The following is a 14639-nucleotide window of genomic DNA, read 5'->3' on the forward strand; positions in this document are numbered from 1 at the left end:
GTGACTGTACGCAAGGGATTCAAAAAATAAATAAATAAGAAACGATTATGCTGAAAATATTTTTTACGATTGCAATATCAGGTATCATTCTTCCGGCCTTTGCCGGCGATATCTCTATTTATGTATCGCCCAATGGCATAGGTAACGGTTCCGCACAAACGCCAACAACTTTGCAAAAGGCAATAGCAATGCTTCCCGGTTTAAAAAAATCAAACCCAAAAGGAACGATTACTATTTTCCTTAATAATGGTGATTATAACCTGGAGCAACCGATTCAAATCAATTCTGAAAATGGAGGCACCAGTGATTTGCAAATTGTCTTTAAGGCCTTGTCCAATGCACATCCTGTTGTAAGTGGCGGAAAAAAAATTACTTTGAAGGGAACCAATGTTTTATCCGCTGTCGTTCAGAATGCTAATAATATAAAACCATATGATTTGTATATCAATGGCGAAAGAGCTGTACGGGCGAGAACACCAAACATTGATCATTATTTCACACTGAGAAAAGTAATAGATATTCCGGACAGTCAGAACAAATTTCGCTTCAGGCAAGAATTTCAAATTCCATTAGCTGATTTTAATATACTCGCATCATTACCCAAAAGTGACTTGGAAAAAGTGTGGTTCAACATGTATCACAAATGGGATAATACTATGCGAACGATTGATTCATTAAACGCTGTTGATACATCATTTTATTCAACCGGTACTATAAATGGCGATTGGGCATTGATTGGAAAACCGGCTATGTTTTATTTTGAAAATTATACTGCTGCATTAGATACTGCGAACGAATGGCTATTGCAGAATGATACAATCAAATATATTCCACAAGAAAATGTGAACGAAGTGCAAGCGGTCGTCTCGGTCCTGGAAAAATTATTAGTAATACAAGGCGATTCAACGCATCCCGTAGAAAATATTTTGTTTGATGGCATTGCATTTAAATACTGCAATTATGTTTTTAATGGATATGAAGCTTACCAGGCCGCCCAGAAAATTGATGCAGCTATAACGATTGATGATGCGCAAAATATCCGTTTCAACAATTGTGAAATTGCACACACCGGGCAATATGCTATTTGGCTAAGGAAAGGAGTGCAACATTGTGAAATTACGAATAGCTACCTGCATGATTTGGGTGCCGGTGGTATCAGGATTGGAGAAACGGTTATTCGTGAAAATAAGGCTCAATGGACTTCTTATAATAAGGTGGACAATTGCATTATTCATTCCGGCGGATTGGATTTTCCTTCCGCCGTTGGAATTTTTATAGCCCAGTCAGGGAATAATATTATTTCTCATAATGATGTGGGTGATTTCAGGTACACCGGCATTTCGGTAGGATGGATATGGGGATATGCGTTTAGCCCTGCCGTTAGTAACAAAATAATCTATAATCATATTCATCATATAGGATGGGGCGTGTTAAGTGATATGGCCGCTGTTTACACGTTGGGCATCTCCAACGGAACGGAGGTACGCCATAACCGGGTAAACGATATATATTCTTATGACTATGGCGGATGGGGTCTTTATACCGATGAAGGTTCATCGAATATTTTGTTGGAAGATAACCTCATATATCATACTAAGACAGGAGGCTTTCATCAGCATTATGGAGAAAATAATATTATCAGGAATAACATTTTCGCTTTTAATAAAAAATTCCAGGCACAGTTTTCCAGGGTTGAACAACATCACAGCCTTGATTTTAAAAATAATATTATACTCACGGATAACGGGTACTTGTTACAAGGCGCATGGCAAACCGGCAATGTCACTCTTGATAGTAATTGCTATTGGAACATGAATAATGATAAGGTTATTTTTATACAATCTACCGGGTCTTATGGTGCTAACCCGCAAAACTATTTAACGCTTAAAGAATGGCAGCAAAAGAGTGGAAAGGATTTGCATAGTATCATGCAGGACCCCGGTTTTATCTATGCAAGTGGTTATGATTTTAGATTTAAAAATCACTCAACAATAAATAAGATCGGCTTTAAACCATTTGATGTTGAAGCTGCCGGAGTCACAGGTAATAAGCAATGGAAAGAATTAGCGAAATTACCTAAAGAGGTTATTGAAGCATTTGATTCATCAGTTGATAGAAACATGTTACAATAGAGGTAGCCGTTTCAGAAAATGGAAAAGATTTTACGAAGGCCGGTACGATTAAACAAAGAAGGTGATCAGCAAATAGCAGTTGGTAACTAACTGATTTTACAAACAAGTATATAAATAAAAGGATGCTGAATAGAATTGCCTATGATACAGGAATATTTAAGCTGATTATATTCAGGCTAAACGAGCCTATTGGTAAAATGATAACAGCGCCATTGACAATTTAAAAGAGAGAAAGAGAAAAAACAAACAGTAATTTTTAATAAAGATCGTAATGCAAAAAGTTGTTATTTTTTTTCTATTAAGCTTCCTGTTTTTGAATTGCTATGCGCAGCACGAAGCAGATAAATTTATTTCTACCCATGAAGCAGCCCGACAGTATGAAGAAAAGTATCCACAGCCGCTGGTGTTAGTTTTTCCTGAAATAAAAGAACAGCCGATTAAATGGGATGATTCGCTGAGCTTAAAATGGTTAAAAAATAATTACGCCGTCACTCCATATATTTTACGTGCCCAGCCGGGCGAATATTTTGTATTCCAGTTAGGAGCATGGGCCGTAGATCAGGATGTAAAAAATGTCCGGGTGCATTTTTCGGATTTAAATGGAGATGGTAGCAAGATAATCAGTACGGAAAAAATCACGTGTTTCAATACAGGAGGAATCAATTACCGTGGCAACCCATTTACTAAGACTATTAATATACCTGCAAAAAAGCTACAGGCATTATGGGTAGGAATCGACGTTCCTGAAACAGCCGAGGGTGAATATAACGGAACTATATCTGTTACCGCTGATGGTGTTATGTCAAAAAAGATAAAAATTAAATTGGAAGTTGACGGAATGATAATGGCGAACCATGGGTTCGATGAGGGCAAGAGTTTATCAAGGTTGGCATGGCTGAATTCAACCGCAGGAATAGATAATAACATTACCAAAGGATATATTCCCGTAAGCAGGTCAGGCAATACCATTCATATTTTGGGCCGCTCAATGATGATTGGCGCAAATGGTTTACCGGAAAAGATCACGTCTTATTTTTCACCATCCAATCAATCCGTTTCCGCAAAAGGAAAAGATATTATCGATGCGCCATTTCATTTCATTGTTGAAAAAGAAAACGGTGAGATCATTCATTTAAGTCCCGGCAAGATTCAATTCATGAGACAAACTCCTTCGGCTATAAACTGGAAGGTTATTAATACGGCTGCTGAATGTGATATCGTTTGTGCGGGTACGTTAGAGTATGATGGTTTCGCAAATTTTCACCTGCAACTAAACGCAAAAGAAAACATCTCTATCAAAGATATCCGGTTGGAAGTTTCGATGGATAAAGAAAAGGCAACTTACATGATGGGCTTAAACAAGGAAGGTGGCTTGAGACCCAAAGAGTGGCAATGGAAGTGGGATAGTACCAGGAACCAGGATGCTTTGTGGACAGGCGCTGTAAACGGCGGGCTGCGAATAAAATGGAAGGCTGAAAATTATGTGCTGCCGTTAGTAAATATTTATTACAGTTTTGGGCCCCTTCATCTCCCGCCCTCCTGGAGCAATGATGGCAAAGGAGGTGTACATGTTTTTGAGAAGGATAACACCGCTATGATCAGTGCTTATTCTGGCGCACGGGAAATGACGAAAAATGAACAATTGAATTATGACTTTGAATTACTGATTACGCCTTTCAAAACCATGCATAAAGAAATTCAATTTGCAGATCGCTATTACCATTCTGACAAAGATGAAAGTGGTTCTTTCACCAGGGAGGCGGATAGTTTGGGTGCGAATATTATCAATGTTCACCACAAGAAAGACATCTATCCTTATATCAATTATCCGTATGCAGATGTTAATGTGAAAGATCTGAAGGGTTTTATCGATAAGGCGCACAAAGATGATAAACGGGTGAAAGTGTATTATACCACCAGGGAGTTAACAACCAATCTTCCTGAACTCTGGGCCTTTGAAAGTCTGGGTGGTGAAGTGATTTATCCCGGCCCTGGTAATGATGCGAAAACATTGATTCATCCTAACGGGCCAGACCAATGGCTGAAAGATAACCTAAGAAAGAATTATATTCCGGCATGGGTGGCTAATTTTACCACCGGTAAATATGCAGGCACACGGGATTTGTCGGTTATCACTACCCCAAACAGTCGCCTGAATAACTTTTACATAGCAGGACTTGACTGGATGACGAAGCATTTGAAAATCGACGGTATCTACGTTGATGATTGTTCCCTCGATAGAATTACGATTCGCAGAGCCAGGAAAATTTTGGATAATAATCGCCCGGCTGCTAGGATAGACATGCATAGTTGGAATCACTTCAATCCGTATGCAGGGTACGGCAGCTGTTTAAATCTTTATATGGATTTGCTTCCTTATATTGACCAGTTATGGATTGGTGAAGGAAGAAATTACAATACACCACCCGATTATTGGCTGGTAGAAATTGCAGGAATTCCTTTCGGACTGCCCAGCCAAATGCTGGAAGGAGGAGGAAATCCATGGAGGGGAATGATATATGGTATTACCAACCGGGCTGGCTGGTCTGGCAATCCTCCCGATAATATCTGGAAATTCTGGGATCAATATCACATTCAGCAAAAAGAAATGATTGGTTATTGGGATACGGACTCGCCGATAAAATCTTCTAACGATTCCGTGAAGGTTACCGTTTATAGAGGAAACCAGCAATCCATTATCGCCCTTGCCAATTTTGGAAATACAGATCAGTTCACTTCCCTCAAAATAAATTTTAAACAATTAGGATTAGATGAGGCAAATGTTACCTTTCACATTCCTTCGATATTAAGATTCCAGGACGATCAACATTTAAATTCATTGGAACAAATTAATGTACCGGCAGGAAGGGGTTATTTGATTGTTGTAGAAAATAAAAAATAAGTATGAATCGATTTCATATTAATTAAGCAGGTTTTATGAAAATGGAATTAAAATGGTTGTGTGGGTTTAGTAAAATAATGGTTGAGGTAATTGTGATGCTGATAAGTGTTACGCCTGTTTTTTCTCAAAAAATAATCAACCTTGCTGATTATGGAGTGGTTTCCAATTCCTATCAAAATGCTTCTCCGGCAATTGTCCGTGCTATCAAAGTTGCTGGCGGCGCGGATAGTTGTATCATTCGCTTTCCCGGAGGGAGAGTAGACATCTGGCCCGACGGCGCTGAACGAAGGGAATATTATATTTCAAATGCTACAGAAAATGATGCTTTATCTAAAGAGAAGACCATCGGGATGCTTTTCGAAAATTTATCCAATATCACATTGGAAGGAAACAATACTTTGTTGGTCTATCATGGAAAAATGATGTTGATGGCAATAGACCGCTGCCATAATTTTAAAGTGAAAGATTTGCAATTTGATTTTGAAAGACCGACTATGTCGGAAATGAAAATAGTTTCAAAAACAAAAACGGAAGTAGTTGCCGACGTGACTCGTGATTCATGGTATGCAATTGAAAAGCAAAATAATCACAACAAACTAATATGGTATGGTGAAGGCTGGAAAACTAATAATCCTTTTGTAATAGGATATGTTCCTGAAAAGGAAATGATGTATTATACAAGTTGGAACCCTTTTGCTGAGAGCAATGCTATAGAAATATCTCCATTTAAAATAAGATTTTCAGGTGATTTCTCCGGCGCGAATTTTAATGAAGGAGATATACTCACTATCCGCGATCCTTACCGCGATGAAGTGGGTGTTTTTAACAATCGGTCGCACAATGTCACTTTTGAAAATCTTAAATTTTATTATATACATGGCCTTGGTATTGTAAGCCAGCTTTCAGAAAATATCGATATCAACGAAGTAAGCGTGGCGCCACGTCCGGGTTCCGGCAGGGTGATAGCTGCTTTTGCTGACTGTTTCCATTTCTCGGGCTGCTATGGTTCCGTAACAATTGAAGACTGCCTCGCTTCGGGTTCACATGATGATCCAATCAATGTGCATGGAACGTATCTTCGAATAACCAGCTCCGATAGTGACAAGGTACTACTGCAATTCATGCATCCTCAAACATGGGGTTTCAATGCGTTTGACCGGGGCGATTCTATAGAATTTGTAAATCACCGGACGCTGATTCCATTTGCTATCGCGGTAGTGAAGTCTTCTAAAATGATTTCAAAAAAAGAAATTGAATTGCGATTGGACCGGCACGTACCTTTACAAATACAGCAAGGCGATTGTGTGGGAAACCTTTCAAAAAGCCCTTCCGTTGTAGTTAAACATAACAGGTTCGAACACACGAATACACGTGGACTATTGATAACCTCTACCGAAAAGGTTTTAATAGAAGACAACACTTTTTACAGAACAGGAATGCACGCCATCTTAGTTGCCGATGACTGCAATTCATGGTTTGAATCCGGTCGGGTACGAGACGTTTTGATTCGTAATAATGTGTTTGAAGATTGTGGTTATAACCAGATGCCGGATAATTACATAATTTCCATTGCTCCTGAAAATCAGAAGCTGGTAAAAGGAAATTATGTGCACCGTAACATCCGGATAGAAAATAATGTGTTTAATGTATACGATGCACCTTTGCTGAAAGCAAAAAGTACTGATGGTTTGGTATTTAGCAATAATGTGATTAATCAAACACATTTTATGAATCCTGGCACTAAAAAATTATCGGTACAACTAACAGACTGTAAAAATGTGAGCATCCTGAAAAATAAATTTAATACAGATTGGCAACCTTTACTCAATATTGAAAATATGACAAGAGGGCAAGTAAAAGCAGATGTAAAGAACATTGAGTTAAAAGCAAAAATCAAAGCGAAGAATAATTACTGATCTGTTCCTTGCGGTTGGATTTTCGTTTAAAGCAACAGAATTTTATAAAATTTAAACAATATTACCTAACATGATCTTTTCAAAATTGAAATATTTACTGCTTACTTTTTTTGTTTTATTAGCTACAGTTGTAGTTGCGCAAAGCAATTTAAAATGGAATACAGTAGCGCCCGGAGTTTGGCGTGCTACCGCGGGTAAGCCCGATAAATTTAATTTCTATACGGTGATCGGTGTGCATCCTAAAATTGAAGCATTAGCTGCTATGACCTCGGTGCATTTTCCCTTACCTGAAAATGAAATAAAGGCGACGGTAATAGATGGTAAAACTTACCTGCGGTTTCCTTTGGATTCAGCAGAAAAGATTTTTGGTTTGGGTTTGAATTTCAAAACCGTTGAGCAACGCGGTCGCATTATGCGCCTGCATGTTGACCATTATGGGGGACAGGATAATGGTCGCACACATGCGCCGGTACCGTTTTACGTTTCATCAAAAGGTTATGGGGTATTGATAAATGCTGCGAGGTATATTGATGTGTGGGTAGGCACGGCGGTGGAACGTGATAGCAAACATCCGCCTGCTGTTCGGGATAGAAACACAGATAAAAACTGGCAGGCTAATCCCTACTCAGATAACATTGAAATGCTGGTGCCGGCGGAGGGCGCCGAGATCATTGTTTTTGGCGGACCGGACATGTTAGACGCAGTGCGCAGGTATAACTTATATAACGGGGGTGGTTGCCTGCCACCAAGATGGGGTTTGGGATTTTGGCATCGTACCCCAACCTTGTACAGTGATAAAGATGTGATGAATGAAGTGAAACAATATGCAGAACATAAATTTCCTTTAAGTGTAATTGGGCTGGAACCTGGCTGGCAAAGCAAATCATACCCATGCACCTATGAATGGGATAAGAACCGGTTTCCACAACCGGCGGCATTTATCGATAGCTTACAACAAAAGGGCATCCATATTAACCTGTGGATTAACCCATACATTTCTCCCGATGGAGAATTATACAAAAAGATTTTTCCTTACACAGCATCCTTTACGGTATGGGCAGGGTTAGTGCCTGATTACTCTATGCCGCAGGTACAGAAAATTATCGGGGATCATTTCTATAAACATTTACTAAGTAAAGGAGTAAGCGGGTTTAAAATGGACGAGAACGATGGATTTGATGAATGGCTGTGGCCGGATGTTGCCAGGTTTCCTTCCGGTAATTCAGCGGAGCAAATACGGCAAACTTATGGCTTGATGATGCAGAAGATGACCACTGATTTATACCGGAAGCAAAATATACGAACGTATGGATTGGTGAGAGCGTCAAACGCGGGCGCATCATCTTTTCCTTATGTTATTTACAACGATTATTATAGTCACCCTGATTTTATTACTGCGCTAATCAACAGTTCTTTTATAGGAGTATTGTGGACTCCCGAAGTACGAAGTTCGCCTACTGCAGAAGAATGGCTACGACGCATGCAGACGGTTTGCTTTTCTCCACTTGCTATGATCAATGCATGGGCGGATGGTACGAAGCCATGGTCTTTTCCGTCCGTAGAAAAGCAAGTGCAGGAAATTGCAGATCTGAGGATGCGGTTGATACCGTATTTCTATACAAGCTTTGCTGACTATGCATTTTATGGTACTCCACCTATCAAAGCCATGAATCTTATACCTGGATTTAATGCGCCGGTAACAACGTCTGGCGGGGCATTGAATTCAACAGAAAACCCTTACGCAAAAGCGGTCAAACAAGAAATAAAAGATCAGTTTATGGTGGGCGATAATTTGCTTGTAGCTCCTTTATTTACGGGGCAAAAAAGCAGGAGAGTCATTTTACCGGAAGGCAAATGGTTCGATTTCTATACTGGAAAATATGCCGGGGAAGGAGAAGTAATTACTATCACCCCCGGGTTGGATATTATCCCTGTTTATGTTCGTGATGGTGGTATCATTCCCATGATGCCGGTGGTGACAACGATTAGTAAAGAAAAATTACCTGTTGAAATAAGATACTACGGTCATAAGGCAAGCAGCTATAATTTGTATGATGATGATGGAGAAAGTTACGATTATGAAAAAGGAAAATTTACACGCATTAAATTGTCGGTTACAAAAGATAAAAATGGAGAATTGAAAGGAGAAGTTATTATTCCTAAAGGAGCGAATGTATGGTCGTACAGTAATTTTTCCTGGAATTTTATGACGAAATGAAAACGACAAAAAGATATTTTCATTTTATAAAATAATATTAAAACGCCATAAGGTATCCTGGATTAAATATTCGCAATACTTGCGAGGATAACGCAATAAATAAAATAATAAGTTTATAAATAATGAAAAAAATAACTTTAGGTTTTGTATTCTTCGTGCTGTTGAGTTTCTACTGTTTTTCCCAGGTTATTGAACCAACACCACGCCAGGTTGAATGGGCAAATTCAGAAATAGGCGTGTTGATTCATTATGATATGCAGGTATATGAGCCCTCTTATGATTGGCGTAAAGATTTCAATTATCATCCCAGCGTCAAAATTTTTAATCCTGATAAGTTGAACACAGATCAATGGATACAGGCAGCAAAAAATGCCGGCGCCACTTACGCTGTTTTAGTAGCAAAGCATTGTTCCGGCTTTAGCCTGTGGCCTACTAAAGCGCATGAATACAGTGTTAAGAACTGTCCCTGGGAAAACGGTAAGGGTGATATTGTTGCCGACTTTATTGCTTCTTGTAAAAAGTATGGTCTCAAGCCAGGCATTTATGCGAGTGCTTCAGCCAATGGCTATTTTCACGTGGATAATCCCGGGCTCGTGGTAACAAAAGATCCTGAAACACAAAAAAAATATAACCAGGTTGTAATACAACAGCTAACAGAATTGTGGACCAACTATGGAAAGCTTTTTGAAATTTGGTTTGATGGAGGTGTGTTGCCTGCATCCAAGGGTGGACCGGATATAGTTCCATTACTCAAAAAACTGCAACCTGATGCAGTGGTATTCCAAGGGCCTTATGGAATAAAAAACCTGGTGAGATGGGTTGGTAACGAGGAAGGCGTGGCTCCCTATCCCTGTTGGGCAACGGCAGATTCCACAACGCAGGCAGATGGAACCGTAATAATGAAGGGCTTAAACGGTGACCCTAATGGCGCTGTGTGGTGCCCCGGTGAAGCCGATGTTCCATTGCGTAGCACCTCTTCATTCCAGGGTGGATGGTTTTGGAAGGAAGGACAGGATTCCGTTGTAAGTAGTCTTGCATTAATGAAAGAGCGCTATGTAAATAGCGTGGGGCGAAATGCCAATTTATTAATTGGGATGGTGATTGATAAGCATGGATTGGTCCCGGATCCGGATGTCCATCGCCTTGCAGAATTTGGACGTGCAGTAACAAAGGAGTTTTCAAAATCAATTGCCACGGTAACGGGTAATCGAAAAGTATTCTTTATTTCCTTAAAAGGTAAAACCAATATTAAGTATGCGATAATTGAGGAAAATATTATTCACGGGGAACGAATAAGAGCATATACAATTGAGGCATTCAAAGATGGACATTGGTTTGAAATTGCCAAAGGTACCAGTGTGGGACATAAACGAATAGAAAAGACAGATGTAAAAAATGTTTCGAAAATACGGTTAACAATTACTGCTTCCGTTGGTGAACCTGAGATTAAAAATTTCAGTGTTTATTAATAGATGTAACAAATAATTTGAAAAATTGAATCTCGTAAAATGAAAAGTAGTAAAGTGAAATTTTTATTGGTAATTATTGGGTTGATATCTATGTACCAAAAGGGAATGTGTCAGTCCGTTCTGCCTTATAAAAATCCTAAACTTCCCATTGAAGAAAGAGTAAAAGACCTTATTTCCAGGATGACTCCTGAAGAAAAATTCTGGCAGCTCTTTATGATACCAAGTGATTTAAGTGATGGGAAAGAAAAATATAAAAATGGCATCTTCGGGTTCCAGGTAAGTGCAAAAGGCAACAAAGATGCTGCCGGGCAATTACTCAACTACAGTGCAGCTTCGAATGCATTGGAAACAGCCAAACTCATCAACTCAATACAAAAATATTTTGTGGAAGACACCCGCCTGGGTATTCCGATTATTCCTTTCGATGAAGCGCTGCATGGTTTGGTAAGAGATGGCGCTACGGCCTTTCCGGAATCCATCGGGTTGGCAGCCACGTGGGACGTTCCCTTAATGTATCGGGTAGCAACTGCCATTGCGCATGAAACCAAAAGCCGGGGCATTCGCCAAATATTATCGCCGGTGGTAAATATTGCCAGCGATGTTCGCTGGGGCCGCGTTGAAGAAACCTATGGTGAAGATCCGTTTCTTTCATCAGAGATGGGCGTAGCATTTGTTTCTCCTTTTGAAAAGACGGGAGTGGTTACCACGCCTAAACATTTTATTGACAACAGTGGTGATGGCGGCAGGGATAGCTACCCGATAGATATTGATGAGCGTTTGTTGGATGAAATTTATCTTCCTCCATTCAAAGCCTGTTTTGAAAGAGGCGGCAGTCGCAGTGTGATGACTTCTTATAATTCATTGAATGGAAGTCCGTGTACTGCTAATAATTGGTTATTGAATGAGAAGCTGAAAAAGGAATTGAATTTTCGGGGCTTTGTAATTTCAGATGCGTCCGCAGTTGGTGGTGCTAATGTATTACACTATACGGCAAAAGATTACCCCGATGCTTCCGCCAAAGCGATTAACAATGGACTGGATGTTATTTTTCAAACAGCCTATGAGCATTATAAATTATTTATACCTCCGTTTTTGGATGGAAGGATTGATCCAAAAACTATTGATAGCGCAGTAGCCAGGGTGTTGCGGGTAAAATTTGAATTGGGGCTTTTCGAAAATCCATATGTCAATGAAGAAGAAGCAAATAAGTGGAATGGTAATCCTGCACATAGAGTGCTGGCTAAAGAAGCAGCGCTTAAGTCGATGGTATTATTGAAAAACGATGACTATGTTTTGCCTTTAAAGAAATCATTAAAGTCTATTGCAGTTATCGGTACAGATGCAATAGAGGCAAGGCTTGGCGGGTACAGCGGCCCGGGAAATAATAAGGTGAATATTCTTGACGGTATCAAAAATAAATTGGGGAAATCAGTTAATGTAATCTATGCGTCGGGTTGCGGAAGAATCTCACCGGAATGGTTGATGATTCCTCCAAATAATTTATATACTAACGTAAACGGTAAAACGCAAAATGGGTTGCAGGGCGAATATTTTAATAATATTCAGCTAACTGGTGAGCCTGTCATTACAAGAGTGGATCGTCAGATAGATTTTGGCTGGACATTGTATTCGCCGGATCCAAAAATTAATTTTGATTTTTATTCAGTGAAATGGACTGGTAAATTGAAAGCACCTGCAACCGGAAATTTTAAAATTGGTATTGAAGGCAATGATGGATATCGTTTGTATTTGAATGGTAAATTGATTATTGATAACTGGAAGAGTCAAACTTTTACAACCAAACTGGTGAACTATCATTTCGAAAAAGATAAAGAGTACGATATACGAATAGATTTTTTTGAATCGCAAGGTTATGCAAGATTCAAATTAATTTGGAATGTAGGCGTACCAAATGATTGGGAACAAAAAATTAGTGCCGCCGTAAACGCTGCAAAGAAAGCTGATGTGGCGGTGATTGTTGCAGGTATTCATGAAGGTGAATCACAGGATAGGGCTTATTTGAATTTGCCGGGTCACCAGGAGGAAATGATCAACCGGGTTGCGGCAACGGGTAAGCCCGTTGTGGTAGTTTTAATTGGCGGAAGTGCCATCACCATGACGAATTGGATTAAAAATGTTCCTTCCATACTCGATGCCTGGTATCCCGGTGAGGACGGTGGCGATGCAGTAGCTGATGTTTTGTTTGGTGACTTTAATCCTGCAGGTCGCTTACCCATTACTTTTCCTGTGTTTGAAGGGCAACTGCCTTTAGTATATAATCACAAACCAACTGGCCGTACAGATGATTATGCCGATCTTAACGGTCAACCCCTTTTCCCTTTTGGCTTTGGACTAAGCTATTCAAATTTTGAATACAGCAATTTGCGATTTGATAAAAAACAGTTTTCAAAAGATGATTCCACGATGGTGTATTGTACAGTTAAAAATACGGGTAGCCGTGATGGTGAGGAAGTAATGCAGTTATACATCCATCCGTTACTTTCTTCGGCAGCGCAACCGGTAAAATTATTGAAGGGTTTTCAACGTATATTTCTAAAAGCAGGTGAAGAGAAAAAAGTTGGTTTCAATATTACACCGGAGTTGCTGAAAGTGCTTGATATAAATATGAGATGGACAGTAGAACCAGGAACCTTCAGGATAATGATTGGCGCTTCATCAAAAGATATTCGATTGAGAGATCTGATTGAGGTGGTTGAATAATTCAATGACAATATCGCCGGCACATCTTAAAGTAATGTTTTAATAATTTTTGTAAATGACAGGTTATTTTATTTGCTCCATGCGTCAGGTTCATTTAATAAATAATCTAAATAAATTCACCTGCTAAACTTAATATTTATACAATGCAAAATCAAAAAAAGCCCTTACGTATCCTTGTAGTTGGTTGCGGAAACATGGGATCTTCTCATGCTATGGCTTATCACACTATCGACGGATTTGAGATTTGCGGGCTCGTATCAAAGGGAAAGTCTAACGAGAAATTGAACGCCAGGCTGGGCAATAAGTATGAACTGTTCAGCGACATGGATGAAGCGATAAAAGGTACGCGGCCGGATGCCGTTTGTATTTCTACTTACCCCGACACTCATGAAAGTTTTGCTATGAAAGCATTTGAAAATGGATGCCATGTATTCATAGAAAAGCCATTAGCGGATTCCGTTGAAGGCGCTGAACGAATCGCGGCAGCAGCTAAAAAAGCAAATAAGAAATTAGTGGTGGGCTATATTTTACGCCATCATCCTTCATGGAAACGCTTTGTTGAATTAACCGGCGAACTTGGGAAACCGTTAGTGATGCGGATGAACCTTAACCAGCAAAGTGATGGCGACATGTGGACATTGCATCGCAACCTGATGAATAGCCTAAGCCCGATTGTTGACTGTGGCGTACACTACATTGATGTAATGTGCCAGATGACACGTTCGAAGCCGACACAGGTATATGCTATTGGAGCAAGGCTTACTGAAGAAATTCCTGCGGGAAATTATAATTATGGACAGTTGCAAATACGTTTTGAAGACGGCTCCGTTGGATGGTATGAAGCGGGGTGGGGTCCCATGATCAGTGAAACAGCGTTCTTCGTGAAAGATGTTATCGGACCCAAAGGTTCTGTATCCATTGTGGCTAAAGAAGCCGGAGGCTCCGGGAAATCTTCTTCCATTGAATCGCACACGAAAACAGAATCACTGCGCTTTCATCATGCCGATCTGGGTGAAAATGGAAAGTTTGCTAAAGAGGATACATGGATCAACCTTGAGGACGAACCTGATCACCAGGAACTTTGTAATCGCGAACAAAGGTATTTTCTGAAATCAATTATAGAAGATATCGATCTCAGTGCCCATGCCGAAGATGCAGTAAATAGCCTTCGAATAGCCTTTGCATGCGATGAATCGGTAAGGACCGGGAAGGTGGTGTCATTACTTTAATTCACAACTATAATATTACTGACACGCTTATACGAAATGCCTAAATCTTTTT

The 14639-nt window shown here is 39.8% G+C and carries 7 protein-coding genes; all 7 read left to right on the plus strand.

All coding sequences use genetic code 11. The features are described from left to right. The first annotated feature begins 47 nt into the window (after positions 1-47). The 7 genes from FW778_RS18160 to FW778_RS18190 all read left to right on the plus strand — a co-directional run bounded on the left by FW778_RS18160 (position 48) and on the right by FW778_RS18190 (position 14587). The gene (locus FW778_RS18160) at positions 48-2132 is read left to right on the plus strand and encodes a right-handed parallel beta-helix repeat-containing protein (RefSeq protein ID WP_150416281.1); all 2085 of its coding nucleotides are present in this window, start codon (positions 48-50) and stop codon (positions 2130-2132) included. Between the two features lie 271 nt (positions 2133-2403). Continuing rightward, a complete protein-coding gene (locus FW778_RS18165) occupies positions 2404-5034 on the plus strand; it encodes a glycoside hydrolase domain-containing protein (RefSeq protein ID WP_150416282.1) in 2631 nt (876 codons plus the stop codon). A gap of 35 nt (positions 5035-5069) precedes the next feature. Further along, complete coding sequence (locus FW778_RS18170) at positions 5070-6950, plus strand: right-handed parallel beta-helix repeat-containing protein (RefSeq protein ID WP_150416283.1); 1881 nt, start codon at positions 5070-5072, stop codon at positions 6948-6950. Positions 6951-7020: 70 nt separating this feature from the next. Further along, positions 7021-9168 (plus strand): TIM-barrel domain-containing protein, encoded by a 2148-nt coding sequence (locus FW778_RS18175; RefSeq protein ID WP_150416284.1) that lies wholly within the window; start codon positions 7021-7023, stop codon positions 9166-9168. A 122-nt stretch (positions 9169-9290) separates the two neighbouring features. Then, complete coding sequence (locus FW778_RS18180; protein ID WP_150416285.1) at positions 9291-10637, plus strand: alpha-L-fucosidase; 1347 nt, start codon at positions 9291-9293, stop codon at positions 10635-10637. A 39-nt stretch (positions 10638-10676) separates the two neighbouring features. Then, on the plus strand, positions 10677-13358 hold the full coding sequence (locus FW778_RS18185) for a glycoside hydrolase family 3 C-terminal domain-containing protein (protein ID WP_150416286.1): 2682 nt from the start codon (positions 10677-10679) through the stop codon (positions 13356-13358). A gap of 143 nt (positions 13359-13501) precedes the next feature. Beyond that, on the plus strand, positions 13502-14587 hold the full coding sequence (locus FW778_RS18190) for a Gfo/Idh/MocA family protein (protein ID WP_150416287.1): 1086 nt from the start codon (positions 13502-13504) through the stop codon (positions 14585-14587). Positions 14588-14639: the final 52 nt, after the last annotated feature.

The organism is Ginsengibacter hankyongi (assembly GCF_008710285.1).
Classification (GTDB): Bacteria; Bacteroidota; Bacteroidia; order Chitinophagales; family Chitinophagaceae; genus Ginsengibacter; species Ginsengibacter hankyongi.

Bases quoted from the DNA above. Each gene is read 5' to 3' on its own strand.
- FW778_RS18160 (WP_150416281.1), top strand. From the start codon at position 48: ATGCTGAAAATATTTTTTACGATTGCAATATCAGGTATCATTCTTCCG.
- FW778_RS18165 (WP_150416282.1), top strand. From the start codon at position 2,404: ATGCAAAAAGTTGTTATTTTTTTTCTATTAAGCTTCCTGTTTTTGAAT.
- FW778_RS18170 (WP_150416283.1), top strand. From the start codon at position 5,070: ATGAAAATGGAATTAAAATGGTTGTGTGGGTTTAGTAAAATAATGGTT.
- FW778_RS18175 (WP_150416284.1), top strand. From the start codon at position 7,021: ATGATCTTTTCAAAATTGAAATATTTACTGCTTACTTTTTTTGTTTTA.
- FW778_RS18180 (WP_150416285.1), top strand. From the start codon at position 9,291: ATGAAAAAAATAACTTTAGGTTTTGTATTCTTCGTGCTGTTGAGTTTC.
- FW778_RS18185 (WP_150416286.1), top strand. From the start codon at position 10,677: ATGAAAAGTAGTAAAGTGAAATTTTTATTGGTAATTATTGGGTTGATA.
- FW778_RS18190 (WP_150416287.1), top strand. From the start codon at position 13,502: ATGCAAAATCAAAAAAAGCCCTTACGTATCCTTGTAGTTGGTTGCGGA.